This is a genomic window from Acidovorax sp. (assembly GCF_034519795.1).
Taxonomy (GTDB): domain Bacteria; phylum Pseudomonadota; class Gammaproteobacteria; order Burkholderiales; family Burkholderiaceae_C; genus Acidovorax.
The window spans coordinates 473,984-499,048 of record NZ_JAXHOB010000020.1 but is presented as its reverse complement, the minus strand read 5'-3'; the positions used below and the strand labels follow the sequence as shown (position 1 = coordinate 499,048).

Sequence of the window (25,065 nt, the reverse complement as noted above, 5' to 3'; positions counted from 1 at the left end):
TCGCCATGGCACGCCATCTGGGCAAAGAAACCACCCGCGTCGACGGACTCGCCAAGGTCACAGGCCAGGCGAAGTACACCGCCGAGTTCCAGATCCCGAATATCACCTACGGCTTCATCGTGCTGAGCACGGTGGCCAAGGGGCGCATCTCGGCCATCGACACACGGCAGGCAGAGCAGGCGGGGGGCGTGATCCGCGTCTTCACGCACCTGAATGCGGGCCGGCTGGGGCCGCCACCGGCTGCCGGGGCGGCGCCCGGGTGGGCGTGGCCGCTGCAGTCGGACCGGGTGTTCTTCAACGGCCAGCCGATTGCCCTGGTCGTTGCGGAGACCTACGAACAGGCCCGGCACGCGTCGAGGCTGGTGAAGGTCAGCTACCAGACCGAACCCCACAACACCGACCTCGCCACGGTGCTGGAACGGGCGCAGCCCGACCCGGCCTCGGCCAAGGCCGTGCCCCGCGGCAACCCGGTGGCCGCCATGCAGGCGGCGCCGGTCAAGGTGGCGGCGGAGTACCGCATCCCCATCCACCACCACAACCCGATCGAGCCGCACGCAGCCATTGCCTTCTGGCAGGGCGATCAACTCACCATCTTCGACAAGACACAGGAGGTCTTTGGCGTACAGAAGCACCTGGCCGCGGGCCTGGGCGTGCCGGCCGAGAACATCCGCGTGGTGTCCCCGTTCGTCGGTGGGGCCTTCGGCGCATCGCTCAAACCCAATTACTACCCCTCCCTGACGGCGATGGCCGCACGCGAACTCAAGCGCCCGGTGAAGGTGGTCTACACGCGGGCGCAGATGTTCACCGGCCATGGCTATCGGCCCCACACCATCCAGAAGGTGGCGCTGGGGGCAGACCGCGATGGCAAGCTGTCGGCCATCATCCATGAAGCCTTTCACAACACCTCTTCGTTCGAGCCGTTCTCGGACGCCACCACCAGCTTTTTGAAGCAGGTGTATGCGTGCCCGAATCTGCATGCGCCGCTGAAGGTGGCCGCCACCGACCTTGCCACGCCCACGTGGATGCGCGCACCGGGCGCCGTGAGCGGCATGTTCGCCCTGGAAAGCGCGATGGACGAGCTGTCGTACGCGCTCAAGATGGACCCGTTGGCGCTGCGCCTGGCCAACTACGCCGAGGTGGACCCCGAAAGCGGCAAGCCTTTCTCGAGCAAGGCGCTGCGCGAGTGCTACCGCCTGGGCGCAGAGAAGTTTGGCTGGGGCAACCGCAAGGCCGAGCCGCGCTCGATGCGCGATGGCCGGCTGCTCGTCGGCTGGGGCATGGCCTCCAGTGTCTGGGGCGCCTTCCAGCAGCCGGCCAGCGCGCGCATTGTGTTTCGCGCCGACGGCACGGCAAGTGTCACCAGCGCAACCAGCGACATCGGGCCAGGCACCTACACCGTCATGACCATGATCGCGGCCGAATTCCTGGGGCTGCGGCTGGACCAGGTGCATTTCGAGCTGGGCGACACGCGCCAGCCCAAGGCACCGGCGCAAGGCGGCTCATGGACCACATCCAGCGTGGGTTCCGCTGTTCGGGGCGCTGCCCTGGCTATCACAGCGAAGCTCCTGGAGCTGGCGAACCGGGATGCAACATCTCCACTGCGGGGGAAGGCCCCTGACGAGGTGGAGATGCTCGACGGGGTTCTGCGCCCCAAGGGCGATGTGTCGCGATCGGTGGCCATTGCCGACGTGATGCGGCGCACCGGTACGCACGAGATCGTCGAGACCTACGACTCCACGCCATCGCCAGAGCGCGCAAAGTACGCATCGCTGGCCCACGGCGCCCAGTTCGTCGAGGTGAAGGTCGATCCCGACCTGGGCACCGTCAAGGTCACCCGCGTCATCGAGGTGACCGCCTGCGGCAGGATTCTTAACCCGCTGGCCTCGCACAGCCAGGAGATCGGCGGCGTGGTGTGGGGCATCGGCATGGCTTTGGAAGAAGCCACCGAGATCGATCACCGCTACGGCCGGATCATGACGGCCAGCCTGCAGCACTACCACGTGCCTGTGAATGCGGACATCCATGCCATCGAGACCATCTTCGTGGAGGAGGAGGACACCATCGTCAACCCGCTGGGGGTGAAGGGAATGGGTGAGCTCGGCATGGTGGGCATTCCCGCTGCCATCGCCAATGCGGTGTTCCACGCCACCGGCAAACGCATCCGCGATCTGCCGATCACGCCCGACAAACTGCTGTGACCGCCAGGCGCTCCGGCCGCAAGGTCCGACCTGGTTGAGCCTTCATGAAAGTCGATGTCATCCTGAACGGTGCGGTGGTCGCGACGGCAACGCTCGACGACAACGCGAGTGCGCGCGATTTCGCGTTGCTGCTGCCGCTGGATTTGGCGCTGGAGGACTACGAGGCGACCGAGAGGATTGCAGGCTTGCCTCGGTCACTGGCCACCGAGGGAGCGCCTGCCGCCCATAGGCCAGTCGCCGGGGACCTCTGCTTTTATGCGCCATGGGGCAACCTGGCCATCTTCTACAAGGATGGGCAACTCTCGGACGGCCTGGTCAGGCTGGGCCGCCTTGAACCGGGATGGGACCCTGCCTGGCTCTTCGACGACGCCATTGTGCGGCTGGTGGTCGCTGCCACCTGAAGAGCTGCTTGACGCAGAGGCAGGGCCGTCGGCGGCGGGCACCCTGGGCGGCGCCCTGCAAATGCAGGTGCAGCTCGTACAAGGCGGGTACGGACGAAAGGTTCTCAGCCTCTCAGTCCCGTGCCGCCACCATCGCGGCGAAGCGGCCGAGCAAGCTGGCCGCGTCAGGCGTGGCGCTGACGGCGGCATCGTGGGGCCCGTTGACGTGGCCCACATAGGCCTGCATCGCCTGCGCCGAAAATTCCGGGTGGAACTGCACGCCCCAACCGCAGCCTCCCACTCGAAAGGCCTGGTGCGGCTCCAGGGCGCTGCGTGCCAGCAACACGGCCTCCTGCGGCAGGCGCAGCACCGACTGGTAATGCACCAACTGCGCTGGGAACTGTTCCGGCAGCCCTGAGAACAGCGCATCGTGCCTGGCCTCGGGCATCAGCCGCACGGCGTGCGTGCCCACCTCCGGGCCACCCGGCAGGTCGTCCACCTGTCCGCCAAACGCATGCGCCAGCAACTGGTGGCCGTAGCAGATGCCGAGCACCGGCACCTGCGCCTCGACACAGCGCCGCATCCACAGCGCGAGCCGCTCGCTCCACGGCTCGCGGTGCGACACCATGGCATGCGAGCCGCTGACCACCACGGCCGACAGCTCGGACGGATCGGGAAGGGCGGCTGCCTCTTGCTGCGCATCGATGCGCCGGTGGGGAAGTGCGTCGCCCAGGCCTGCGGCGATCCAGTCGTCGAAATCCCCCTCGGTCTCACGGATGCCGGGCAAGGTCTTCCCGGCGGCGACGATGAGGATGGGTTTGGAGCTTGCGGTCATGGGTGCAGCAGCATGATGGCCCAAAGAAAAAGCGCCCGGAGGGCGCCTGCTTTCCCTGTCACTGGCGGAGACTGTGAGATTCGAACTCACGGACGGTTGCCCGTCGGCAGTTTTCAAGACTGCTGGTTTAAACCGCTCACCCAAGTCTCCGGGAGGGAAGGCGCATATTCTAGCCGGCCGCAGCGGTCGCTTTGGCCAGCATGCCCTTGGTCTCGATGAAGCGCACCACATCGGCCAGGCCGGTCAGGGTTTTCAGGTTGGTCATCACGAAGGGGCGCAGGCCCTGGGGCGTGGTGCGCATGCGCACGGTGTCCGACGCCATCACCGACAGGTCAGCGCCCACGTGCGGCGCCAAATCGGTCTTGTTGATGATGAACAGGTCGCTCTTGGTGATGCCGGGGCCGCCCTTGCGCGGGATCTTCTCGCCGGCGGCCACGTCGATCACGTAGATGGTCAGGTCCGACAGCTCTGGGCTGAACGTGGCGGCCAGGTTGTCGCCGCCGCTCTCGACGAAGACCACGTCGGCATCCGGGAACTGCTCGAGCATGCGGTCGATGGCTTCGAGGTTGATCGACGCATCCTCGCGGATCGCCGTGTGCGGGCAGCCGCCGGTCTCCACGCCCAGGATGCGTTCGGCCGGCAGGGCGCCGCTCACCGTCAGCAGGCGCTGGTCTTCCTTGGTGTAGATGTCGTTGGTGATGGCGATCAGGTCGTAGTCGTCGCGCATGGCCTTGCACAGCATTTCGAGCAGGGTGGTCTTGCCCGAGCCGACAGGGCCGCCGATGCCCACGCGCAGCGGGGGCAGGTGCTTGGTGCGGCGGGGGATGTGGTGCAGGGGGCTGGTGGTGGTCATGATCTGAAAAGGCGGGAGTACTGGGTTTCGTGCCGGGCCGACAGGATGGCCAGCATCGGTGAAAAAGCCTGGCGCTCGCCGTCGGGCAGCGCCAGCGCATGGGTGGCGGCTTCGGGGATGGCCTGGGCCAGCCGCGCCAGGATGCGCTGGCCCGCGCTCTGGCCCAGCGCCATGGACTTGAGCGCGGCCTGCACCATGTTCTCGGCCCAACCGAAGGCAAAGGCCAGCAGCACATCGTAGACCGATGCCTCGGTGGTGGACGCGGCCAGTGCAAAGGCCACGGGGTAGGTGGGGGGCAGGGCGGCCAGGGCCTGCACCGCCGGCATGCGCGCCGCGTCGCCCTGGTGCTGGTTGCGCAGCCAGTCGGCCAGGGAGCGGCCCATCTGCTCGGTCTGCAGGCGCAGCTCGCTGGTCTCGCGCGTGTGCAGCACCCAGTCGTTGAGCTCGCGCACATGCGCCATGTCGCCCTGGCGCCAGGCGCCCACGGCCTGCGCCACCACGGCCATGTCGCCGCGCGCCTGGGTGATGTGCAGTTGGTCCAGCAGCCAGGCGGCCACGGCCGCTTCGGACGCGACGCCCGCGCTTTCAATGGCGCTTTCCAGCCCTTCGGAATACGAGAATCCGCCCACGGGCAGCGCAGGCGATGCCAGCCAGATCAGCTGCAGCAGGCTGCTTGCGGGCAGTGCCGTGGCGGCATGGGGCTCGCGCATCATCATCATGGTGCTGGTGGCTTGCAATGCCGCGTGGCGCAATGCTCAGTGGGCATGCTTGTGGCCGTGCCCATCACCATGGTCGTGATCGTGCCCATGGTCGTGGGAGTGTTCGTGTGCGTGGCCATGGTCCCCATGCTCATGCCCATGGTGGCCGTGCCCGCCGCCATGCCCTGCCGCATAGGCGCCGCCCTCGGGCTCGAACGCCATGTCTTTCGCGTGCACGATCAGGTGCATGGCGCGCAGCATGTCGGCCAGCACATGGTCGGGCTCGATCTTCAGGTGGTCGGGCTGCAGCTCGATGGGCACGTGGCGGTTGCCCAGGTGGTAGGCGGCGCGCGTCAGGTCGAACGGTGTGCCGTGGTTCTGGCAGTGGGTGATGTAGAGCACCGGCTGCGGCGCAGCCAGCACGCGCACCAGCGAGCCGTCTTCGGCCACCAGCACATCGCCGCCGCGCACCAGCGTGCCCCGGGGCAGGAAGACGCCCAGCTCGCGCCCGGCAGAGTCGGTGGCCGAAAAGCGGCTTTTCTGGCGCACATCCCAGTCGAGCTCCACCGTGGTGGCGCGCTTGAGCAGCACGGGGGCCAGGCCGCGGCCCTGGGCAATGAGTTTGGATGCCTGGATCATCGGATCAAATGAAGGTGCGGTGTCGGTTCAGAAGAGGAAGTAGCGCTGCGCCATGGGCAGCAGCGTGGCGGGCTCGCAGGTCAGCAACTGGCCGTCGGCGCGCACCGTGTAGGTCTGCGCGTCCACCTCCATGCGCGGGGTGTAGTGGTTGTGCACCATGTGCTGCTTGCGCACGCCGCGGATGTTGCGCACGGCGACGAGCGTCTTGGCCAGGCCGAAGCGCTCGCCGATGCCCGCATTGAGCCCCGCCTGCGAGACGAAGGTCAGCGAGGTGCGCGCAATGGCCCCGCCAAAGGCACCGAACATGGGCCGGTAGTGCACCGGCTGCGGCGTGGGGATGGAGGCATTCGGGTCGCCCATGGCCGCCATGGCGATGAAGCCGCCTTTCAAGATCAGCGCCGGCTTCACGCCGAAGAAGGCCGGCTTCCAGATCACAATGTCGGCCCACTTGCCCACCTCGATCGAGCCCACCTCGTGGCTGATGCCGTGCGCGATGGCCGGGTTGATGGTGTACTTGGCCACATAGCGCTTGATGCGCGTGTTGTCATTGCGCGCGCTGTCGCCGTCGAGCGAGCCGCGCTGCGCCTTCATCTTGTGCGCTGTCTGCCAGGTGCGCAGGATCACCTCGCCCACCCGGCCCATGGCCTGGCTGTCGCTGCTCATCATACTGATGGCGCCCAGGTCGTGCAGGATGTCTTCGGCCGCGATGGTCTCCTTGCGGATGCGGCTCTCGGCAAAGGCCAGGTCCTCGGCAATGCCGGCATCGAGGTGGTGGCACACCATGAGCATGTCCACATGCTCGTCCAGCGTGTTCACCGTGTAGGGCATGGTCGGGTTGGTGGAGGATGGCAAAAAGTTCGCCTCGCCCACCACGCGCAGGATGTCCGGCGCATGGCCGCCGCCCGCGCCTTCGGTGTGGAAGGCGCAGATGCCGCGCCCGCCCACGGCGGCAATGGTGTTCTCCACAAAGCCCGACTCGTTGAGCGTGTCGCTGTGGATGGCGACCTGCGTGTCGGTCTCTTCGGCCACGTCCAGGCAGTTGCTGATGGCCGCGGGCGTGGTGCCCCAGTCCTCGTGCAGCTTCAGGCCAATGGCCCCGGCCTCGATCTGCTCGCGCAGCGGCGCCGGCAGGCTGGCATTGCCCTTGCCCAGAAACCCGAGGTTCATCGGGAAGGCATCGGCCGACTGCAGCATGCGCTCCATGTTCCAGGTGCCGGATGTGCTGGTGGTGGCCAGCGTGCCCGTGGCCGGGCCCGTGCCGCCGCCCAGCATGGTGGTCACGCCCGAGGCCAGGGCCTCTTCGATCTGCTGCGGGCAGATGAAGTGGATGTGGCTGTCGATGCCGCCAGCGGTGACGATGTTGCCCTCGCAACTGATCACCTCCGTGCCCGGGCCGATGATGATGTCCACGCCCGTCTGCGTATCGGGGTTGCCGGCCTTGCCAATGGCCACGATGCGCCCGCCCTTGAGGCCGATGTCCGCCTTCACGATGCCCGTGTGGTCGATGATGAGCGCATTCGTCAGCACCGTGTCCACCGCGCCCGCGTCGCGCGTGCGCTGGCTTTGCGCCATGCCGTCGCGGATGGTCTTGCCGCCGCCGAACTTCACTTCCTCGCCGTAGCCGCCGGCGCGCAGGGTGTAGTCCGCCTCCACCTCGGCGATCAGGTCGGTGTCGGCCAGGCGCACGCGGTCACCCACGGTGGGGCCGAACATCTCCGCATAGGCGCGTCGTCCAATGGTTGCCATGGTTCAAAACCTTTTGCTGGTGCCCGACGCGGGGCTGGAAAGGGGGATGGAGAAAAGGGCAGGGCGCTGCATCACAGCGGCCCCTGCACCAGCCCGCGAAAGCCGTACACCGTGCGGTCGCCCGCATAGTCCACCAGCTCCACGGTGCGCTCCTGCCCGGGCTCGAAGCGCACGGCCGTGCCCGAGGCGATGTTCAGCCGCATGCCGCGCGCGGCCTCGCGGTCGAAGCCCAGGGCGCCGTTGGTCTCGGCAAAGTGGTAGTGCGAACCGACCTGGATGGGCCGGTCCGCCGTGTTGCGCACCAGCACGGTCAGCGTGCGGCGCCCGGGGTTCAGGGCATGCTCGCCCGCGTCGATCAGCAGCTCGCCTGGGGTCATGGTGGCGTGTCCTTGTGCGTTGGTGGGGTCAAGCCAGTTGCAAGAGCAGGGCGCCGCCCAGGGCGGCCACCCCGGCACCGGCCGCACGCGCCAGCCACACGGTGCGCTGGCGCAGCGCCCAGCCAGCGGCCAGGCCCGCGCAGTGCAGCAGCACCGTGGCGCACAGCATGCCGGCCAGGGTCTGCCAGGCGCTGTCGCTGCCGGCCAGTTCGTAGCCGTGGGCCAGGCCGTGGAACAGCGCGAACACGCCCACGCCCAGCGCCGCCACCATGCCCGGCACGCGCAGGCGCGATGCCACCAGCAGGCCCGTTGCCAGCAGCGATGCGGCGATCATCGGCTCCACCGCCGGCAGCGCCACGCCCTGCAGGCCCATCACCGCGCCCACCAGCAGCAGGCTGGCAAAGCCCAGCGGGCCCCACAGCAGCTCGGGCCCGGCGCGGCGCGCGGCCAGCGCGCTCCACAGGCCCACGGCCACCATGGCGGCCAGGTGGTCCAGCCCGAACAGCGGGTGGGTGAAGCCGCTGAAGAAGTCGTTGTGCACGTGCGCGCCGCCATCGGTGTGGGCGCTGGCGGCCGTGGCCAGCGTGGCCAGGGCGATGAGGGCAAGGGTGCGGGATGCGCGCATGAAGTGGATCTCCAGGAAGAATGCTTAGACGATGGGTTGATGGACCGTGACCAGCTTGGTCCCGTCGGGAAAGGTGGCCTCGACCTGGATGTCCGGGATCATCTCGGCGATGCCGTCCATCACGTCGGCGCGGGTCAGCACCGTGCGCCCCTCGCTCATGAGCTGGGCCACGGTCTTGCCGTCGCGCGCGCCCTCCATCACGGCGGCGCTGATCAGGGCCATGGCCTCGGGGTAGTTGAGCTTCAGGCCCCGCGCCTTGCGGCGCTCGGCCAGCAGGGCCGCGGTGAAGATCAGCAGCTTGTCTTTTTCGCGGGGGGTGAGTTCCATGGTCTTGGCGGTGTGGTGATCGATAGGGCGGTGCGGTGCCGTGCGCTGGAGCAAGGGCCGGCCCTGGTCCGCACCATCATAGTGAGCAAGCCCCGTGCCGGCCATACGTCGATTGGCGCATCCGCCCCGCCTGGGGTGGCGCCAGTGGCATGGAAACTGCACCACCACGGGGACTGTCGCCCCGCATCCATTGACGCCCCTCCATGTCTTCCACCACCCCCACCATCGCCTCGTCTGACGCGGGCACTCCCTTACAGGGTGGCATGGACGTGGACGCACAGGCCCCGCAGCAGGTCGTCAAGGTCCGGCGCGACTACAACAGCTGGGTGGCCACCGAGACCATGGAAGACTATGCGTTGCGCTACACACCGCAGCGCTTTCGCAAGTGGTCCGAATGGCGCGTGGCCAACACGGCGTTCGGCGCGGCCTCGTTCCTGATCCTGGAGGCCGTGGGTGCCACGCTGCTGGTGCAATACGGCTTCATCAACGCCTTCTGGGCCATCGTCGCCACGGGGCTCATCATCTTTCTGGCGGGCCTGCCCATCAGCGTCTATGCCGCGCGGTATGGGGTGGACATGGACCTGCTCACGCGCGGCGCGGGTTTCGGCTACATCGGCTCCACCCTCACCTCGCTGATCTACGCCTCGTTCACCTTCATCTTCTTCGCGCTCGAGGCGGCCGTCATGGCCTATGCGCTGGAGCTGGCGCTCGACATCCCGCCCACCTGGGGCTACCTCATCTGCGCGGTGGTGGTGATTCCGCTGGTCACCCACGGGGTCTCGGCCATCAGCCGGCTGCAGGTGTGGAGCCAGCCGCTATGGCTGGTGATGCTGGTGGTGCCCTTCGTCTATGTCATTGCGCACGATCCTGGTGCGTTCGCGGGCATATCGCACTATGGCGGTGAATCGGGGCGCGGTGCCAGCTTTCAATTGCCCTTGTTTGGTGCGGCTCTCACGGTCGGCATTGCGCTTATTACCCAGATGGGGGAGCAGGCCGATTACCTGCGCTTCATGCCGGCCAGCACCCCCGCCACGCGCGGGCGCTGGTGGCTGGGGGTGCTGGCCGGCGGGCCCGGCTGGGTGGTGCTCGGGGTGCTCAAGATGCTGGGCGGCGCACTGCTGGCCTACCTGGCGCTCACCCACATGGTGCCGGCCGACCGCGCGGTCGACCCCAACCAGATGTACCTGGTGGCCTACGGCTACGTGTTCTCGCACTACGGCTGGGCGGTGGCGGCCACGGCGCTGTTCGTGGTGGTCTCGCAGATGAAGATCAACGTCACCAACGCCTACGCGGGCTCGCTGGCCTGGTCCAACTTCTTCTCGCGCCTCACGCACAGCCACCCGGGGCGCGTGGTGTGGGTGGTGTTCAACACGCTCATCGCCTTCATGCTGATGGAGATGAACGTCTTTCGCGCCATGGGCGAGGTGCTGGGCCTGTACTCCAACATCGCCATCGCCTGGATCATGGCGGTGGTGGCCGATCTGGTCATCAACAAGCCCCTGGGCCTGTCGCCCAAGGGCATCGAATTCAAGCGCGCCCACCTGTACGACATCAATCCCGTGGGTGTGGGCTCCATGGCGCTGGCCTCCGTCCTGTCCATCAGTGCCCACCTGGGCCTGTTCGGCCCGCTGCCGCAGGCCTTCTCGGCCGTGATCGCCATGGCGGTGGCCTTCGTCACCGCGCCGCTGATCGCCTGGGCCACCCAGGGGCGCTACTACATCGCGCGCCAGCCCGAGCCGGCGGCCGTGCCCATGCACGGCCCGGTCAGCGGCCAGGTCGCGGCGGACCTGGGTACGTACACACGCTACAGCGTGCAGCGCTGCGTGGTCTGCGAGCGCGAGTACGAGGCGCCCGACATGGCCCAGTGCCCGGCCTACGGTGGCGGCATCTGCTCGCTGTGCTGCACGCTGGATGCGCGCTGCGGCGACCTGTGCAAGCCCCACGCCAGCATGGCGGTGCAGTGGTCCTCGGCCTTGCGCTGGGTGCTGCCGCGCGCCGTCTGGCGTTACCTGGACACGGGCCTGGGCCATTTCCTGCTGCTGATGCTGGTGATTGCGCCGCTGCTGGCCTCCGTCATGGGCCTGCTGTACCACCAGGAGCTCAACACCATCGCCCAGGCCATGACCGATACCGAGGTGCTGGCCGCGCCCGAGGTGGCGCTGCGCTCGGGCCTGCTCAAGGCCTATCTGGCGCTGCTGGTCATCTCCGGCATCGTCGCCTGGTGGCTGGTGCTGGCGCACAAGAGCCGCCAGGTGGCTCAGGAGGAGTCGAACCGCCAGACCGGCCTGCTGGTGCGCGAGATCGAGCTGCACCGCCAGACCGACGAGGCCCTGCAGAACGCCCGCAGCGTGGCCGAGCAGGCGCGCCAGGTGGCCGAGGAGGCCAAGCGCGCCGCCGACCAGGCCAACCAGGCCAAGAGCCGCTACATCAGCGCCATCAGCCATGAGATCCGCACCCCGCTCAACTCCATCCTGGGCTACGCGCAGCTGATGGGTGAGGACGCGGGCGTGCCGCCGCACCGCAAGCAGGCCGTGCACGTCATCCGCCGCGGCGGCGAGCATCTGCTGTCGCTGATCGAGGGCACGCTCGACATCGCGCGCATCGAATCGGGCAAGCTCACGCTCGTTGTCACGCCCATGCGCTTTGCCGACGGCCTGCACGAGATGGCCGGCCTGTTCGAGCTGCAGGCTGCCGCCAAGGGCCTGGCCTTCCAGTTCGATGTGCAGGGCGTGATCCCCGAGGTCGTGCGCGCCGATGAAAAGCGCCTGCGCCAGATCCTCATCAACCTGCTGGGCAACGCCGTCAAGTTCACCGCGCACGGCCGCGTCACGCTGCGCGTGCGCTACGCCCGGGAGATCGCGCGCATCGACGTGCAGGACACGGGACCGGGCCTGAGTGCCGACGAGATCGAGCGCATCTTCGAGCCCTTTGCACGCGGCGGTGGTGCCAGCAGCGCTGCGGCCGTGGCCGCCGCGCCGGGTGCCGGCCTGGGCCTGACCATCGCCAAGATGCTCACCGCGCTCATGGGCGGCGAGCTCACCGTGACCAGCGAGCCGGGCCTGGGCTCGGTGTTCCACGTCAAGCTGTTCCTGCCCGAGGTGCATGCCGATGCCCTGGGCAAGGCCGCAGCAGCGCCGCTGGCGCGGGTGCAGCGGGTTCGCAAGGGCTACGCCGGCGAGCGCCGCCGCATCCTGGTGGTCGACAACGAAGAGCCCGACCGCGAGCTGCTGGTGCAACTGCTCGAACCCCTGGGCTTCGAGCTGCGCCAGGCCGCCAGCGGCCACGACGCCCTCGACCTGCTGGCCACCGGCTACCGGCCGCACGCCATCTTCATGGACCTGGCCATGCCCGGCATCGATGGCTGGGAGACCCTGCGGCGCGTGCGGCAGATGAATCTGCCCCCTGTCCAATGTGCCATTGTTTCGGCCAACGCCTTCGACAAGGCCCTGGACAACGACGTCGATATCCGCCCCGAGGACTTCATCGTCAAGCCCGTGCGCCACAGCGAACTGCTCGACTGGCTGGAGCGGCGCCTGGCGCTGCAGTGGCTGGGCGAGGCAGGGCCCGAGACGGCGCTGCCCGCGCCCACGCCGGACGCTGCCCTGAGCTACCCCGACCCCGGCGCGCTGACAGCCCTGGCGCAGGCCGTGTCGCTGGGCTATTACCGTGGCATCCTCAACGCCCTGGAAGACATCGAACGCCACCAGCCCGCCCACGGCGCCTTCGTGCACACCATGCGCGGGCTGGCCCGGCAGTTCCAGTTCGACGCCATGGGGCAGATACTTGAGCAGGCACCACCGTGAACACCGCAGCACCCACCCACGGCCCGCTGGCCGCATCCTCCCCCGGCGACACGCTCGACCGGGGTGACAGCGACGTCGTGCTCATCGTCGACGACGTGCCCGACAACCTGGCCGTGCTGCACGATGCGCTCGACGAGTCGGGCTACACCGTGCTCGTGGCCATGCACGGCGAAGCGGCGCTGCAGCGCGCCGCGCAGGCCCTGCCCGACATCGTGCTGCTCGACGCCATGATGCCCGGCATGGATGGCTTCGAGGTCGCGCGCCGCCTGAAGGCATCGCCCCTGACGGCGCACATCCCCATCATCTTCATGACCGGCCTGACCGAGACCGAGCACCTGGTGGCCGCGCTGGAGGCGGGCGGGGTGGACTATGTCACCAAGCCCATCAAGCCGCGCGAGGTGATGGCACGCATGGGCGTGCACCTGGGCGCCGCGCGCAAGGCCCGGGCCGACGCCAGCCAGGCGCGCGAGGCGCGCAACGCGCTCGACGCCTTCGGCTACGCCAGCATCACCGTGCGCGCGGTGGATGGGCGCATCGTCTGGCAGACCCCGCTGGCGCGCGATCTGCTCAAGGCCTACTTCGGCGAGGCCAGCCCCTGGGCGCCCGAGCAGGTGCAGGCCTGGTTGCGCCGCCATGTGCTGGCCGAAAACGCTGCCGAGCTGCTGGCCCATGCCCAGGCCGAGCCCCCGCGCCTGGCCATCGACCAGGGCGCGCGGCGCCTGACCTTCCGCCTGCACCAGCAGGCCGGCGACAGCGAGGGCGGCGGCGACTGGCTGATCGTCATGCGCGAGGTGTCCGACGCCAAGATCATCGAGTCCATGAGCCTGTCCTTCAAGCTCACCGCGCGCGAGGCCGAGGTGCTCTACTGGGTCGTCAAGGGCAAGATCAACCGCGACATCGGCGACATCCTGGGTGCCAGCCCCGCCACCGTCAAGAAGCACCTGGAGCGCGTGTTCGCCAAGCTCGGGGTGGAGACGCGCACGGCGGCGGCCGGCATGGCGATGAACCGCATCCGGCAGCTGCACCCGCAGTTCGAGGGCTAGCGGTCTACGGCCTTCTGCAACTGGGCCTTGTTCATTTTCGAGCGGCCCTGGATGCCCTTGCGTTTGGCGTCTTCATACAGCTGCTCGCGCGTGCGGCCCTGCGCGCCCTGGTGCGAGCGCTGGCCGCCGCGCACCGGGGCGGGCGTGTCCTTCAGGGTCTTGGGGTTGGCCTTCTCGGCCTCGCCGTGCTGCGCGCGCTCCTTGTTCACGGTGCGCGCGGCGATCTGCTCGGCCGTGCGCTCGCTCTTGCCGCGCTCGAGCAGGCTGTCCTTGATGTGGCCGTACTGGCGTTCGCGCTTGGCGCTCCAACTCGTTTGGGGCATGGCGTCCTCCATTGTGGTGTGTCCAGTACCCCAATCTATGCGCCATGACACGCGGCCCGGATAGGACGGCCCATCGCCCCGGTGTAGGACAGGCCTACAACCTCTGCGCCCTGCGCACCCGCATCACGATGCTTTGAGCCCAACAGGGTCATTTTTCGGGGATGCGTGCGGTCCGCTGACAAGGTCTTTGAACGCCAGTGATCGCAAGGGAGACACGCCACTGCCCGCCAGGGAGACAGGCCTGTCAGGCAACTTCGCACCAGGCGTGTCCGAAGAAAAGAGACAGGATTTCCATCCCGGCCCTGACTCAAGAAATCCGGAGCGGCCTCTACATTGGAATTGCGCAATTTGCCAATTTTTTCTTGTCACCGAGGCCCGATCATGTTTGAGTCCATCGCCACTGCTCCCGCCCCTACCGTGCGTGTGCACCCGCCGCTGCCGTCGCGGGCCTTTGGCGTGGCCTCCAGGGAGCGTGGGGCGCGCACTGCCTTGCGCCCCACGCGCATGGACGCGCTCAACCGCCTGGCCGCCAAGGAGGAGCGCCTGCCCTTCTGGGTGCGCCTGGTCAGGAACGAGGCCGACCTGCGCAAGGCCGTGCACATCCGCCACGCGGCCTATGCGCGCCATGTGCCCGACCTGGCGCACCAACTGCAGGAGCCCGAGGCCACCGACTACGAAGACGGGGTCGTGGTGCTGCTGGCCGAGTCCAAGCTCGACGGCTCTCCCCTGGGTACTGCGCGCATCCAGAGCAACCGCTTTCGCGCCCTGAGCGTGGAGCAGTCGGTCGACCTGCCGGCATGGATGGACGGCATGCACCTGGCCGAGGTGACGCGCCTGGGCATCGTGGGCGGCACCATGGGCCGGCTGGTCAAGACGGTGCTCATCAAGGCCGCTTTCCAGTACTGCGAGCGCCAGGGCATCGAGCAGGCCATTGCCGCTGGCCGCGCGCCCATCGACCGGCACTACGAGCAACTGCTGTTCGAGGACCTGTTCCCTGCCAAGGGTTTCATTCCCCTGGCCCACGCGGGCAACCTGCCACACCGGGTGATGGCTTTCGACATCGACAGCGGCCCGGCACGCTGGCAGCAGGCGCAGCACCCGGCGCTCAACTTCTTTTGCCACACCCGCCATCCGGACATCGACATGGGCCCGGTGCCCGTCCATGGCCTGCCCGCCAGCGACAAGCCGGCCGTGGTGGTGCCGACCCCGCGCCGTGCGTCGGCCAGTGGCCGGGGTCGGGAGCTGCCCCCGCGCATCAGCAACCGGGCATTTGCCTGAGCGATCCCACCCCCGGTGGGTGGGGTGAAAGGTGCGAGCTGGTCCCTCCAGAAAAATCACCTGTTGGTAAAAAGGCCACACCTGCCGTGGCCTTTTTTGTGTGCGTTGCTTTGTAAACTTCCAAAAAAATGGGGAACGTGCAAAGACTTGCGATGCAGGCCGTGTGTTCCGTGACAAGATGGAAGTTTGCGCGTGATCGCGGCCTTGCCTGGCCGGGTTCCATGCGCGATCCAGCGCGTGGCCGAGGGGGCTGCGTATCCACACGAACACATGGGGTCAGCGCGATTGCAGGAGCACGCACGGCATTGGGTACGGCGCGGCGTAGTCTGGATGGACTGGCTGCTGCGCACGATGTCCATCTACATCATTCCCATTGCCATGGCTGGCGTGGCCGTGTGGGCGCTGCTGTTCTGGCAGAGCAATTACCTGTCGGCCGGCGGCCACACCTTGATGATGCGCGTGCTGCCGCAGGCCGCCGCAGAGCTCACGCCCGAGCAGGCACTCGCCGCATTGGCGGATCGGCCCCTCAAGTCCTTCCACGATACCAACCTGTCCGAGGCGCCCCTCTGGCTGCTGGTGGACTTGCCGGTCTCGATGGCGCAGCCGCCCTCGCTGCTGTTCCCCTCGCGCCATGCCGTGGCCATGGCCTGCTGGGACGGCAAGAGCCTGGTATCGCTCGGCCAGTCCACGCGTGAGCAGGCCAGCGGCAGTCTCGTCCCCCTGAAGGCCGGTTTCGGCCTGCCCGAGGCCAGTGCCGGCCAGCGCGTGCTGTGCCGTGCGTCCTTCGTCGGGCCGGCACGCCTGCAGGCCGACTGGTGGGCGCAGGCCGATCTGCAGGCCTCGGTGCTCGAGTTCCACCGCAACCTGGGCCTGCTCGAAGGCGGCCTGGTGGTGCTGGGCATGTTCGTGCTCATGACGGCGCTGATCAATCGCCAGTCGCTGTACGTGCTGTTTGCCGCCTGGCTGGTGGTCACGCTGCGGGTGGGTGCCATCTCGGCCGGCTGGGACGTGCAGTGGCTGGGCCACCTGGTGCCCACGCCCTGGCTGTTTCCGACCCGTGCGCTCACCGTGGCGGTGTACGGTTTTCTGACCATCACGCTGTACAAGAACCTGTTCCAGGAAGACCTGGACCGTTCGCGCCTGGGGCCCTGGATACGCGGCGCGCAGTGGGCCTGCATTCCCCTCCTGCTGGCCGCCGTGTTCCTGCCCTACGGCCTGTACCTGCCCATGATGTGGGTCTCCACCGGCCTGGGGTTGCTGCTCATGACGGTGAGCCTGGTGCGCATCGTGTTCAAGACCCGCTCGCGCGTGGCCATGTGGTACGGCGCTTCGCTGGGGGTCACCTTCCTGTCGAGCTTTTCGGAGATCGTGGCGGCCGCCTATGGCATGAAGGTGCTGGTGGGCACCGTGAACCACGTCACGGCGGCCCTGTCGTCCAGCTTGCTGGCGGCGCTGGCGATTGCCGAGCAGATGCGCCAGGAACACGTCAAGCGCCTGGAGGTGCAGGCCCAGCTGCAGTATGCCTACGAGGCCATGCCCATCGGCCTGTTCACGCTCGACCTGCAAGGCCGCTTCCTGAGCGCCAACCCCGCACTGGTGGACATGCTGGGCGACGGCCTGCTGGACAACGGCGGGCGCACCTGGCGCGCGCAGTTCGGCGACGCGGCCTGGCTGCAGCTCGACCAGATGGTGCACGGTCAGGGCGAGACGGAAACCGAGTTCGCGGTGAGCGGGCGCGATGACGGAGAGCTGACCCGGCGCTTCATGGTGCGTGCCACCCAGGCGCGCGGCCGCATCGAAGGCTCGCTGCAGGACGTGACCGAGAAATCGCGCGCCACCGAAAACCTGCGCGTGCTGGCCCACCACGATGCGCTCACGCGCGTGCTCAACCGCCGCGGCATCGAGCAGGTGCTCGAATCGGCCCTGGCCCAGCGCAACCAGGGCAAGCCGCTGGCGCTGGCCTACCTGGACCTGGACCGCTTCAAGCTCATCAACGACCTGTTTGGCCATGCGGCCGGGGACGACGTGCTGCAGCAGGTGTGCGCGCGCGTCTCGCAGATGCTCTCGGGCAACATGCAGATCGGGCGCGTGGGAGGCGATGAATTCCTCATCGTCTTTCCGGACACGCACATCACGCTGGCCCGGCTCATCAGCCAGGGCATTGTTGCCAGCATCTGCACCAGCCCCTACCGGGTGGGGGCGCGCTCGTTCCACGTGCGCGGCTCCATCGGCCTCATCGAGGTGGCGCCGGGCAGCACCATCCGCGATGCGGTCTCCACCGCCGACCATGCCTGCCGCGATGCCAAGCGCGGCCTGCAGCACGGCCTGGCGGTGTATGAGCGCGATGCGCCCGGGCTGATCGCCCACGAGACCGAGATGAAGCTGGTGGAGCGGCTGTCGTCCGACGAACGCATCGAGGGCCTGTACCTGGAAATGCAGCCCATCATGTCGCTCACCGCGCCGACCGAGTCGCTCAACTTCGAGGTGCTGCTGCGCATGCGCGATGCCAGCGGTGCGCTGGTGCCCACGCCACGGCTGATCGCCGCCGGCGAGCACAGCGGGCGCATGGGTGTCATCGACCGGTGGGTGCTGGGCACCGTGTTCGAGTGGCTTGGCAAGCACCATGGCCAGCTCGGGCGCACCCAGTTCGTGTGCCTGAACCTGAGCGGCGCCTCGCTCAACGACGAGGCCTTCATCGACGACGTGTTCGCGCTGTTCGACGAGCACCCGCACCTGGCCAGCTGGCTGTGCCTGGAGATCACCGAAAGCGTGGCCCTGCACGACCTGGAGAACACGCGCCGTTTCATCAGCCAGGTGCGCTCCTATGGCGCCAAGGTGGCGCTCGACGACTTCGGTGCCGGCTACACCTCGTTCTCCTACCTCAAGGACCTGCCGTCCGACCTGCTCAAGATCGACGGCAACTTCATCGTCAACATGAACCGCCACCCCGCCAACGTGGCCATCGTCGAGGCCATCGTGAGCCTGGCGCGCAATCTGGGCATGAAGACCATCGCCGAGTGGGCCGAAGACCACGCCACGGTGCAGACGCTGGCCGAGATCGGCGTGGACTATGTGCAGGGCTTCATCGTGGCCCGGCCCCAGTCGCCCGAGAAGCTGCTCGGTGCATCGTCCGCCGCCAGCTTCATCGAAGACCCGCAGCTGGCGCAGTTCGTTCAGATGCTCGGTGCGTCCGGCCCGCCATCAGGGCAGGGCGGGCTGTTTGGCGAGCGCCGCTCCGACCCATCTGCCCACTGACGCCTGCAGATTCCGGGGTCAGGGGGTGATCAGCTGTGCCACATCGCGCGCCATGCCCGAGGGCTCGCGTGCCAGGTGCTCGACCAGGCTGTGCCGGTCGGCCTCGGTGCGCTGCTGCGACAAAAAGCGCTTGCCCTGCAGCGCCGTGACCTCGATCTCGAACCCGACCAGGCGCCGCGCGGCGTCCTGCACGTAGTTGGGCGCCGCCAGCTCCAGCGACCAGGGCTCGCTGCGCCCGGACTCCTGCGCGGCGGTCAGGGCCGCCAGGTGGGCCAGCAACCACGCGGGGTCGTCCTCCACCCAGCGCAGGCGCCCGCGCGCCTGCACCGCCACGTAGTTCCAGCTGGGCGCCAGGCGCGCGCTGCGCTGGCCATTCACATACCAGCGTGGCGAGATATAGGCGTTGGGCCCCTGGAACAGCACGAGCATGCTGCCGCCATCGGCCACGTCACGGCGCAGCGGATGGTCGCGCACCACATGGCCCCGCAGGCGGGCCGGCGCAGCGTTCTGCTGACGCAGCTCCAGAGGCAGCAGATGGGCATCGGCCGCCCCGCTGGTGCGGGTGCTGACCAGCGTGGCCAGCGGATAGCGGGCCATCAGGCGGTAGAGCGTGGCCGGGTCGTTCTCGGCAAAAAGGGGCTGTATGTGCATGTCCCCAGTATCGGCCGGCGCGCCGGGGGCGTATTGAACGTTGCGGCCAATGGCCCCCGTTCAGCCTTGCTCACTCCAGCACCAGCGTGCGCGCTAGGTGGCCGTACACCGTGGCCACGCGGCGCAGGTGGCGCGACTCGGGGTGGGTGAGCAGCCACAGCCCGGTCTCGCACTCGTCGAGCGCGCCGGTCAGCGCCACCAGGCCGGGGTGTGGCTGGGCCAGGAAGACCGGCAGCACGCCCACGCCCAGCCCCAGGGCCACCAGCTCCATCACGGTGAGGATGCTGCCCACGCGGTAGCGCGCCACGGCCTTGGGAAAATGCCGCTTGCGCCATAGCACCGAGGGGTGCTCGGGCAGTGCATCGTCGGGCGCCACCCAGTCCTGCGGGGCTGCCTGCACGTCGGCCAGCTGCTGCACAGGCCCCTGGCGCGCGGCATACAGCGCCATGCGGATGGGGCCTACCTGCCGCCCCACCAGGTGCGCGGGCGGGCGGCGCGTGGCGCGCACGGCGATGTCGGTGTCGCGCCGGGTCAGGCTGGCCAGGTCGTTGCCCGCATGCAGTTCGAACTCGAGCAGCGGGTGCTGCCCCTGCAGCGTCTGCAGCGCGGGCGCCACCAGGCCGTGCAGGATGGTGTCGGTGGTGGTGATGCGCACCGTACCCGAGACGCGCTCGGGCTGCGCCTGCGCGGCGGAGCGGGCCGATTCCAGCGCCGACTCCAGTTGCTCGGCATGTCCGGCCAGGGTCTGCGCCAGCTCCAGCGCCTGGTAGCCGGTGCGCGAGCGCGTGAACAGCGCCTGCCCCAGGCCCCGTTCGATGCGCTGCAGCGTGCGGAACACGGTGGACGGATCCACCCCCAGGCGCTCGCCGGCCCCGGCCAGCGTGCCGGCGCGTACCAGAGCGAGCACAGTCTCCAAGTCGGCGGGGTCCAGCTGGTATTGCGTTGGTGCAATCATGGGTTGCGAGTGTGCCTATTTTCATTTCGCAGATGCAATCATAGATTCAGCGCTCCCACTCTTGAAGGACCACCATGCCGCACGCACTCACCCTCATCAGCCACCCGCTGTGCCCCTATGTCCAGCGCGCTGCCATCGCCCTGGCAGAAAAAGGCATTGCATTCGAACGCATCGACATCGACCTGGCCGACAAGCCCGGCTGGTTTCTTCAGGTCTCCCCGCTGGGCAAGACGCCCGTGCTGCTGGTCGATGGTCAGCCCATCTTCGAATCGGCCGCGATCTGCGAGTACCTGGACGAAACCGCGGCGCCCCGCCTGCACCCGCAGGATGCGCTGGCCCGGGCCCGGCACCGGGCCTGGATGGAATTCGGTTCTGTGGTGCTCCACGCCATCGGCGCCTTCTACAGCGCACCCGACGAAGCCGCGCTGGCCGGCCGGGCTGCGGACCTGCAGCGCCTGTTCGCGCAGGTCGAGGCACAGCTGGCCACACGCATCGAAGCGGGCCCTTACTTTTCCGGGGCGGATTTCACGCTGGTCGATGCGGTGTTCGGCCCGGTATTCCACTACTTCGACGTGTTCGACCGGATCGGCGACTTCGGGGTTTTCACCGGCCTGCCGCGCGTGGCGGCCTGGCGCACGGCGCTGGCGGCCCGGCCCGCGGTGGCAGGCGCCGTGGGCGCGGACTATGGGGACCGGCTGTGCGCCTTTCTGCGTGCGCGCCAGGGGGCGCTGGCGGAGCGCATGGCGCGGGCAGGCCGCGCTATGCCACCACCGGCACGGGCTGCGGAAGTGCCGGCGTAAAGCCACCCAGTTTGCGGAATTGCCGCGTCATGTGCGCCTGGTCGGCATAGCCTGCCTCGTGTGCCAGGTGGGCCAGCGAGGGCAGGGCACCACCCTGCACCAGCGCCATGGCGCGCTGAAAGCGCAGGATGCCGGCCAGGCTGCGCAGCGGCAGGCCCACGGCGGCCAGCATGTCGCGGCGCAAGGTGCGCTCGGGCAGGGCCAGGGCGGCGCTCAGCGCATGCAGCGGGGCGCCGGGGTGCTGGCGCAGCCAGCGCAGGGCCTGCAGGGCGCGGGCTTGCGAGGGGTTGGTGGCCGGGGCCGGCCCGGCCCGTTGCGCCAAGGCCGCCGCAGCAGCCACCAGCGCAGCCTGCAGGGCGTGGCTATCGGTGGCGGCGAGCAGCGGGGAGGCCAGCGGCCCGAGCGCCTGCTCGGCCGCAGTCCCGGTCAGCACCTGGTTCACCAGCGTGGCCGGCTCCAGGCCCAGGCAGGCGCCGCCCCAGCCGAGCTGGAAGCGCACACCCATGCTCCAGACCGGGGCGCGGTGGGCTACGGTGGCAGGGCGGTCGGCCGGGCCGGCAATGGCCAGGGTGATGCGGGTGATGTGGCCGCTGGCGCCATGCTCCAGTGCAGCGTGGGCCACCAGGTCCATGCGCCCGTCGGGCAGCACGGTCTGCCGGCGCGGCGCACCCGGGTGGTAGCGCCAGAGCGCTTCGATGCGCGCGCTGTCCAGCCGGCCCAGCGGCAGTTCCTCGTAGGGAAGGGGTTCCCGCGGGGGCGGCGGGCGCATGCTGGCAGGTGCGGGGGCTGGCGGGCCTACATCCCGAGGGACTTGAGCAGTTCGTCCGTATCGGATCCGCCGCCGCCGGTGTCCGCTGCGGGCGCCGGGGCCGGGGGCTTCTGTGTGCCCTGCGCGTTCTGGGACATCAATGCATCGGCATCGGGTGTGTCCTGGGCTTCGAAATCCACCACCTTGATGAATTCGGTGCGGTCGATGGCCAGCTCCAGGTAGAAGATGTTGTTGCTGGCGGTGTAGAAGGTCACGCGCCGGGCTTCGGGCTTGTCCAGGTTGGCGTCCACGCTGAGCATCACCTGCTTGTTGAGCACCAGCATCTTGGGCTGGTTCTGGGTGATGTGGGTCTGCAGCTCGCGCCGCACCTTGCCGGTGAAGTCGCCCACCACCTGGTTCATGAGCTCGCCCATGACGTTGCTCACTTCGTCCGAGGTGTAGGAAGAGACCAGGTCGTCCTTGGACATGCCCATGTTCAACAGGTAGCTCGAATACAGCTCCATGGCCGCCTGGGCCGAGAAATTGATGATCACCAGCCCCGAAAAGCCGCCGTCGAACAGCACGAAGCAGCCGATGTCGGGTTTCAGGCAGGTCTTGCTGATGCGCTGCACCATCCCGGAGTAGTGGATCTGGCTGTGGGTGGCCACATTGAGCACGCGGGTGACCGAGTTGCACAGGCTGATCAGCAGGTCTTCGGTGCCGTAGATGACGGAGGTTTCGGTGTGGCTCATGGTATTGGCGGGGTTGCTACTCGGAAAAATGGGGCTGTACGGAGCATAGGCGAAGCCGCCGCGCTCGGCCAGCGTGCTTTCCTGCCACTGTGGCCTGCTTCGGGTTGACAATCAGGCGGCAAGGCGTATCGTGCCAGCCAACCAAGACTACAGGGAGGAATCCAATGGCGGCTGCAGTGTTTACCTATGGGCTGGGCGATCTGGAGGCCGTCGCGGCGGGCGCCGCGGTACTGGCCAGTGGCGGCGGTGGCAGTTACAACGATGCCTGCACCATCCTCCAGCAACTGGCGCAGCAGGGCAGCTTCACGCCGGTCACCGTCAAGGACTACGATGGCGCCACCGCATCCTGCGTGCTGGCCATCATGGGCTCGCCCGATGCCGCCGACGGGCTGACCCTCGCGGCCATCCAGAACTCCATCACCAACACCTCGCAGGTGTTCGAGCAGGCCACCGGGTCGCCTCTGGGCTGCGTGATCCCGGTCGAGATCGGTCCCATCAACTCCCTGGTGCCCCTGATCGGGGCCGGCATGTCCCGCGGCACGGTCTACGTGGTCAACGGCGATGGCGCCGGCCGCGCGGTGCCCGAGCTGCCGCAGACCACCTTCACCGGCAGCGCCCAACTGGCGCCATGCCCCTGCGCGCTGGCCAGCGATGCCCCCCCTTCGCCGCTGGTCGAATCGGCCGTGCTGGGCGCGCCCACCGCGGACAAGGTGGAAACGCTGGCGGGCAGCGTGGTCGGCGGTTTCGGGGGCTACTCGGGCATTGCCATGTGGCCGTCCAACGAGGGCAACGGCTACGCGCTGTCGGGCAACTACATACCCGGCACCCTGGAGCAGGCGCGCCAGCTGGGGCTTTCGCTGCTGCAGGCGGCCAGCCCGCCGTCCACGGCGTCCGTGGCGGCCAACATCACCCAGCTGACCGGCCGGTCCGCCAAGGCGGTGCTGACCAACTTCTACATCACGGCGGTCACGCAGTCCACCTCCAGCGCGTCCTCGCTCGACTCCGGCATCATCCGCCTGGACAACGCGCAGGACCCGTCGCAAAGTACCGAGACCCACTACCTGTACAACCTGAACGAGAACCTCATCATGTACAGCACGGCGAGCACCTCGCCCGACATCATCGCGCCCGACTCGATCTGCTACTACTCCGAGAGCACGGGCCGGGGCTTCTCCAACGCCAGCGATGACCTGGCCATCTACTTCGACACCGCCACTGGCCAGAGCACCGGCCGGCAGGTCAGCATCATCCAGGTGCAGACCGCGCCCCAGCTGTACAACACGCCGGGCGTGGTGGCATCGTTTGCCGGGCTGCTGCGCAACATCGGCTATGCCGGTGCCATGCCCTCGGCCTGAGAGGCTGAGAATCTTTCGTCCATGCCCGCTGTGCACGCCAAAACACCCCGGCTCGTCGTTGCAAATGCTCGCCATAGCCCGAGCTATGGCGGTGCTTTGCGCCTAGGAGCGTGCGCGGCAGAAGGAGCATCGGCTGCAACGCCCGACAAACCGGTCTCGCCGGGTATCACCTCCGGCGCCCAGGGGGCCACCCTGGGCTTGTCGGTACTACCCAGCGATCCTCGGTTTTCGGACGTTTCGCTTCGATGCCTTCTGCCGCGCACGCTCCTAGATCCAGTGCGTTGTGACGCGCCCCTCGGATACGGCCAAAAATTCCCAGCCTCTGAGTGGATGGGCCACCATGGGTGAAGCAGATCTGAACCGGGAACGGCTGGAGCTGGCGCTGGAGGCGGCTGGCCTGGACCTGTGGGAGAACGATCTGCTCACCGGCAACGTGACCCGCAAGGCCACCAAGACCTTCCTGGAGCTGGGGTTCACCGAGGAGGAGATCGTCTCGGGCCTGCAGGACGTCTACGGCCTGTTCCACCCCGATGACCTGGCGACGGTGCAGCAGGCCGTGTCCGACCACATGTCGGGTGTCACGCCGCAGTACCGCTGCGAGTTCCGGCTGCGCGCCAAGAGCGGCGAATGGGTCTGGTATGCCAACTACGGCCGCATCATGGACGGCCATACCGACACGCCGGGCAAGCGCCTGATCGGGGTGACCTTCAACATCGACGACCGCAAGCGCAAGGAAGACGAGATCGCCCAGATCAACCGCCAGCTGCGCGAGCAGAACGCCCTGCTGCAGCAGCTCAACACCGCGCTGGAGCAACTGGCCGCGTGCGATTCGCTCACGGGCCTGTCCAACCGGCGCACGCTGATGGACCTGGGCGCGCGCGAGTGCCTGCGCACCGGGCAACTGGGCCAGCCGCTGTCGCTGATGGTGGTGGACATCGACCATTTCAAGGCCGTCAACGACGCCTGGGGCCACCTGGCCGGGGACCGGGTGATCTGTGCCGTGGCCCAGGCCTGCCTTGCACGCGCGCGCACGGCGGTGGACATCGTGGCCCGCTTCGGGGGCGAGGAGTTCGTCATCGTGCTGCCGGGCATCGATGCCCCCAATGCGCTGCGCCTGGCCGAGTCGCTGCGCACGGGCGTGTCGGACCACAACGTGCTGGTGGATGCGGACGGCGCCTGCGTCACCGTCACCGTGAGCATCGGCGTGGCCACCCTGTACGACGTGCGCGGTGCGAGCTTCGAGGAACTGGTGAACACCGCCGACAAGGCCCTGTACCGGGCCAAGCAGGCCGGGCGCAACAACGTCCAGTCGGCGGTGGCTGCAGAGTCTGCCGCCCGTGCAGAGGCCCACATGCTGCACGATCCGGGGCCAACCCAGGGCGCATTGGCCAGTTGAGCGGGGCCGTGCCCCGCTGGCGCATTCC

General features: G+C 68.3%; 22 protein-coding genes and 1 tRNA gene. 9 read left to right on the top strand and 14 right to left on the bottom strand.

Annotated elements, in window-relative coordinates:
* Window positions 1–5 precede the first annotated feature (5 nt).
* Together U5N23_RS23505 and U5N23_RS23500 are read left to right on the top strand one after the other, a co-directional pair.
* Window positions 6–2,198, top strand: a complete 2,193-nt coding sequence (locus U5N23_RS23505; RefSeq protein ID WP_322595133.1) for a xanthine dehydrogenase family protein molybdopterin-binding subunit — start codon at window positions 6–8, stop codon at window positions 2,196–2,198.
* Between the two features lie 44 nt (window positions 2,199–2,242).
* Complete coding sequence (locus U5N23_RS23500) at window positions 2,243–2,599, top strand: cyclophilin-like fold protein (RefSeq protein ID WP_322595132.1); 357 nt, start codon at window positions 2,243–2,245, stop codon at window positions 2,597–2,599.
* 112 nt (window positions 2,600–2,711) lie between these two features.
* Here U5N23_RS23500 and U5N23_RS23495 read toward each other — a convergent pair whose 3' ends face one another.
* The 9 genes from U5N23_RS23495 to U5N23_RS23455 form a co-directional block, all read right to left on the bottom strand.
* Window positions 2,712–3,413, bottom strand: coding sequence for a glutamine amidotransferase (locus tag U5N23_RS23495; protein WP_322595131.1), 702 nt, complete (start codon window positions 3,411–3,413; stop codon window positions 2,712–2,714).
* Window positions 3,414–3,475: 62 nt separating this feature from the next.
* Window positions 3,476–3,563: transfer RNA gene (locus U5N23_RS23490), tRNA-Ser, on the bottom strand.
* Between the two features lie 19 nt (window positions 3,564–3,582).
* Window positions 3,583–4,266, bottom strand: coding sequence for an urease accessory protein UreG (ureG, locus tag U5N23_RS23485; RefSeq protein WP_322595130.1), 684 nt, complete (start codon window positions 4,264–4,266; stop codon window positions 3,583–3,585).
* Window positions 4,263–4,982, bottom strand: a complete 720-nt coding sequence (locus U5N23_RS23480; RefSeq protein ID WP_322595559.1) for an urease accessory protein UreF — start codon at window positions 4,980–4,982, stop codon at window positions 4,263–4,265. Before U5N23_RS23480 ends, ureG begins: the two co-directional genes overlap by 4 nt.
* A 39-nt stretch (window positions 4,983–5,021) precedes the next feature.
* Entirely contained in the window at window positions 5,022–5,603 is a 582-nt protein-coding gene (gene ureE / locus U5N23_RS23475; protein ID WP_322595129.1) for an urease accessory protein UreE, read from the bottom strand.
* Between the two features lie 27 nt (window positions 5,604–5,630).
* On the bottom strand, window positions 5,631–7,349 hold the full coding sequence (gene ureC, locus U5N23_RS23470) for an urease subunit alpha (protein ID WP_322595128.1): 1,719 nt from the start codon (window positions 7,347–7,349) through the stop codon (window positions 5,631–5,633).
* 71 nt (window positions 7,350–7,420) lie between these two features.
* The gene (locus U5N23_RS23465; RefSeq protein ID WP_179683720.1) at window positions 7,421–7,726 is read right to left on the bottom strand and encodes an urease subunit beta; all 306 of its coding nucleotides are present in this window, start codon (window positions 7,724–7,726) and stop codon (window positions 7,421–7,423) included.
* A 28-nt stretch (window positions 7,727–7,754) separates the two neighbouring features.
* Window positions 7,755–8,351 carry a HupE/UreJ family protein gene (locus U5N23_RS23460; RefSeq protein WP_322595127.1) on the bottom strand — a complete coding sequence of 199 codons (597 nt, stop codon included), beginning with the start codon at window positions 8,349–8,351 and terminating at the stop codon, window positions 7,755–7,757.
* Between the two features lie 24 nt (window positions 8,352–8,375).
* Window positions 8,376–8,678 carry an urease subunit gamma gene (locus U5N23_RS23455; RefSeq protein WP_055399013.1) on the bottom strand — a complete coding sequence of 101 codons (303 nt, stop codon included), beginning with the start codon at window positions 8,676–8,678 and terminating at the stop codon, window positions 8,376–8,378.
* A gap of 203 nt (window positions 8,679–8,881) precedes the next feature.
* Between U5N23_RS23455 and U5N23_RS23450 the strand changes: the two genes are divergently transcribed.
* Together U5N23_RS23450 and U5N23_RS23445 are read left to right on the top strand one after the other, a co-directional pair.
* A complete protein-coding gene (locus tag U5N23_RS23450) occupies window positions 8,882–12,481 on the top strand; it encodes an ATP-binding protein (protein ID WP_416208656.1) in 3,600 nt (1,199 codons plus the stop codon).
* Entirely contained in the window at window positions 12,478–13,524 is a 1,047-nt protein-coding gene (locus tag U5N23_RS23445) for a response regulator (RefSeq protein ID WP_322595126.1), read from the top strand. The genes U5N23_RS23450 and U5N23_RS23445 overlap by 4 nt, the downstream gene beginning before the upstream one ends.
* Here U5N23_RS23445 and U5N23_RS23440 read toward each other — a convergent pair.
* Window positions 13,521–13,847 carry a plasmid stabilization protein gene (locus U5N23_RS23440; protein WP_322595125.1) on the bottom strand — a complete coding sequence of 109 codons (327 nt, stop codon included), beginning with the start codon at window positions 13,845–13,847 and terminating at the stop codon, window positions 13,521–13,523. The genes U5N23_RS23445 and U5N23_RS23440 overlap by 4 nt on opposite strands.
* 381 nt (window positions 13,848–14,228) lie before the next feature.
* On the opposite strand from U5N23_RS23440, the gene U5N23_RS23435 reads away from it, so the two are divergent.
* Both U5N23_RS23435 and U5N23_RS23430 read left to right on the top strand, forming a co-directional pair.
* Complete coding sequence (locus tag U5N23_RS23435) at window positions 14,229–15,125, top strand: hypothetical protein (RefSeq protein WP_322595124.1); 897 nt, start codon at window positions 14,229–14,231, stop codon at window positions 15,123–15,125.
* A gap of 330 nt (window positions 15,126–15,455) precedes the next feature.
* On the top strand, window positions 15,456–18,380 hold the full coding sequence (locus tag U5N23_RS23430; RefSeq protein WP_322595123.1) for an EAL domain-containing protein: 2,925 nt from the start codon (window positions 15,456–15,458) through the stop codon (window positions 18,378–18,380).
* Window positions 18,381–18,398: 18 nt separating this feature from the next.
* On the opposite strand, the gene U5N23_RS23425 is transcribed toward U5N23_RS23430, so the two are convergent.
* On the bottom strand, window positions 18,399–19,031 hold the full coding sequence (locus tag U5N23_RS23425) for an FMN-binding negative transcriptional regulator (RefSeq protein ID WP_322595122.1): 633 nt from the start codon (window positions 19,029–19,031) through the stop codon (window positions 18,399–18,401).
* A 70-nt stretch (window positions 19,032–19,101) separates the two neighbouring features.
* Entirely contained in the window at window positions 19,102–19,986 is an 885-nt protein-coding gene (locus tag U5N23_RS23420) for a LysR family transcriptional regulator (RefSeq protein WP_322595121.1), read from the bottom strand.
* A gap of 74 nt (window positions 19,987–20,060) precedes the next feature.
* Here U5N23_RS23420 and U5N23_RS23415 point away from each other — a divergent pair, with 74 nt between their 5' ends.
* A complete protein-coding gene (locus U5N23_RS23415; protein WP_322595120.1) occupies window positions 20,061–20,786 on the top strand; it encodes a glutathione S-transferase family protein in 726 nt (241 codons plus the stop codon).
* Here U5N23_RS23415 and U5N23_RS23410 read toward each other — a convergent pair.
* Complete coding sequence (locus tag U5N23_RS23410; protein WP_322595119.1) at window positions 20,746–21,555, bottom strand: helix-turn-helix domain-containing protein; 810 nt, start codon at window positions 21,553–21,555, stop codon at window positions 20,746–20,748. The genes U5N23_RS23415 and U5N23_RS23410 overlap by 41 nt on opposite strands.
* 26 nt (window positions 21,556–21,581) lie before the next feature.
* Window positions 21,582–22,286 (bottom strand): DUF3334 family protein, encoded by a 705-nt coding sequence (locus tag U5N23_RS23405; RefSeq protein ID WP_322595118.1) that lies wholly within the window; start codon window positions 22,284–22,286, stop codon window positions 21,582–21,584.
* Window positions 22,287–22,450: 164 nt separating this feature from the next.
* Here U5N23_RS23405 and U5N23_RS23400 point away from each other — a divergent pair, with 164 nt between their 5' ends.
* Window positions 22,451–23,641, top strand: a complete 1,191-nt coding sequence (locus U5N23_RS23400; RefSeq protein ID WP_322595117.1) for a DUF917 family protein — start codon at window positions 22,451–22,453, stop codon at window positions 23,639–23,641.
* Window positions 23,642–23,981: 340 nt separating this feature from the next.
* Window positions 23,982–25,037: a sensor domain-containing diguanylate cyclase gene (locus U5N23_RS23395; protein ID WP_322595116.1), complete on the top strand. Its 1,056-nt coding sequence runs from the start codon at window positions 23,982–23,984 to the stop codon at window positions 25,035–25,037.
* The last annotated feature ends 28 nt before the right edge of the window (window positions 25,038–25,065 follow it).

What these genes read in the sequence shown, in the direction of transcription:
- U5N23_RS23505 (WP_322595133.1), top strand. Translation starts at nt 6, where the DNA reads ATGGCACGCCATCTGGGCAAAGAAACCACCCGCGTCGACGGACTCGCC.
- U5N23_RS23500 (WP_322595132.1), top strand. Translation starts at nt 2,243, where the DNA reads ATGAAAGTCGATGTCATCCTGAACGGTGCGGTGGTCGCGACGGCAACG.
- U5N23_RS23495 (WP_322595131.1), bottom strand. Translation starts at nt 3,413, where the DNA reads ATGACCGCAAGCTCCAAACCCATCCTCATCGTCGCCGCCGGGAAGACC.
- ureG (WP_322595130.1), bottom strand. Translation starts at nt 4,266, where the DNA reads ATGACCACCACCAGCCCCCTGCACCACATCCCCCGCCGCACCAAGCAC.
- U5N23_RS23480 (WP_322595559.1), bottom strand. Translation starts at nt 4,982, where the DNA reads ATGATGATGCGCGAGCCCCATGCCGCCACGGCACTGCCCGCAAGCAGC.
- ureE (WP_322595129.1), bottom strand. Translation starts at nt 5,603, where the DNA reads ATGATCCAGGCATCCAAACTCATTGCCCAGGGCCGCGGCCTGGCCCCC.
- ureC (WP_322595128.1), bottom strand. Translation starts at nt 7,349, where the DNA reads ATGGCAACCATTGGACGACGCGCCTATGCGGAGATGTTCGGCCCCACC.
- U5N23_RS23465 (WP_179683720.1), bottom strand. Translation starts at nt 7,726, where the DNA reads ATGACCCCAGGCGAGCTGCTGATCGACGCGGGCGAGCATGCCCTGAAC.
- U5N23_RS23460 (WP_322595127.1), bottom strand. Translation starts at nt 8,351, where the DNA reads ATGCGCGCATCCCGCACCCTTGCCCTCATCGCCCTGGCCACGCTGGCC.
- U5N23_RS23455 (WP_055399013.1), bottom strand. Translation starts at nt 8,678, where the DNA reads ATGGAACTCACCCCCCGCGAAAAAGACAAGCTGCTGATCTTCACCGCG.
- U5N23_RS23450 (WP_416208656.1), top strand. Translation starts at nt 8,882, where the DNA reads ATGTCTTCCACCACCCCCACCATCGCCTCGTCTGACGCGGGCACTCCC.
- U5N23_RS23440 (WP_322595125.1), bottom strand. Translation starts at nt 13,847, where the DNA reads ATGCCCCAAACGAGTTGGAGCGCCAAGCGCGAACGCCAGTACGGCCAC.
- U5N23_RS23435 (WP_322595124.1), top strand. Translation starts at nt 14,229, where the DNA reads ATGTTTGAGTCCATCGCCACTGCTCCCGCCCCTACCGTGCGTGTGCAC.
- U5N23_RS23430 (WP_322595123.1), top strand. Translation starts at nt 15,456, where the DNA reads ATGGACTGGCTGCTGCGCACGATGTCCATCTACATCATTCCCATTGCC.
- U5N23_RS23425 (WP_322595122.1), bottom strand. Translation starts at nt 19,031, where the DNA reads ATGCACATACAGCCCCTTTTTGCCGAGAACGACCCGGCCACGCTCTAC.
- U5N23_RS23420 (WP_322595121.1), bottom strand. Translation starts at nt 19,986, where the DNA reads ATGATTGCACCAACGCAATACCAGCTGGACCCCGCCGACTTGGAGACT.
- U5N23_RS23415 (WP_322595120.1), top strand. Translation starts at nt 20,061, where the DNA reads ATGCCGCACGCACTCACCCTCATCAGCCACCCGCTGTGCCCCTATGTC.
- U5N23_RS23410 (WP_322595119.1), bottom strand. Translation starts at nt 21,555, where the DNA reads ATGCGCCCGCCGCCCCCGCGGGAACCCCTTCCCTACGAGGAACTGCCG.
- U5N23_RS23405 (WP_322595118.1), bottom strand. Translation starts at nt 22,286, where the DNA reads ATGAGCCACACCGAAACCTCCGTCATCTACGGCACCGAAGACCTGCTG.
- U5N23_RS23400 (WP_322595117.1), top strand. Translation starts at nt 22,451, where the DNA reads ATGGCGGCTGCAGTGTTTACCTATGGGCTGGGCGATCTGGAGGCCGTC.
- U5N23_RS23395 (WP_322595116.1), top strand. Translation starts at nt 23,982, where the DNA reads ATGGGTGAAGCAGATCTGAACCGGGAACGGCTGGAGCTGGCGCTGGAG.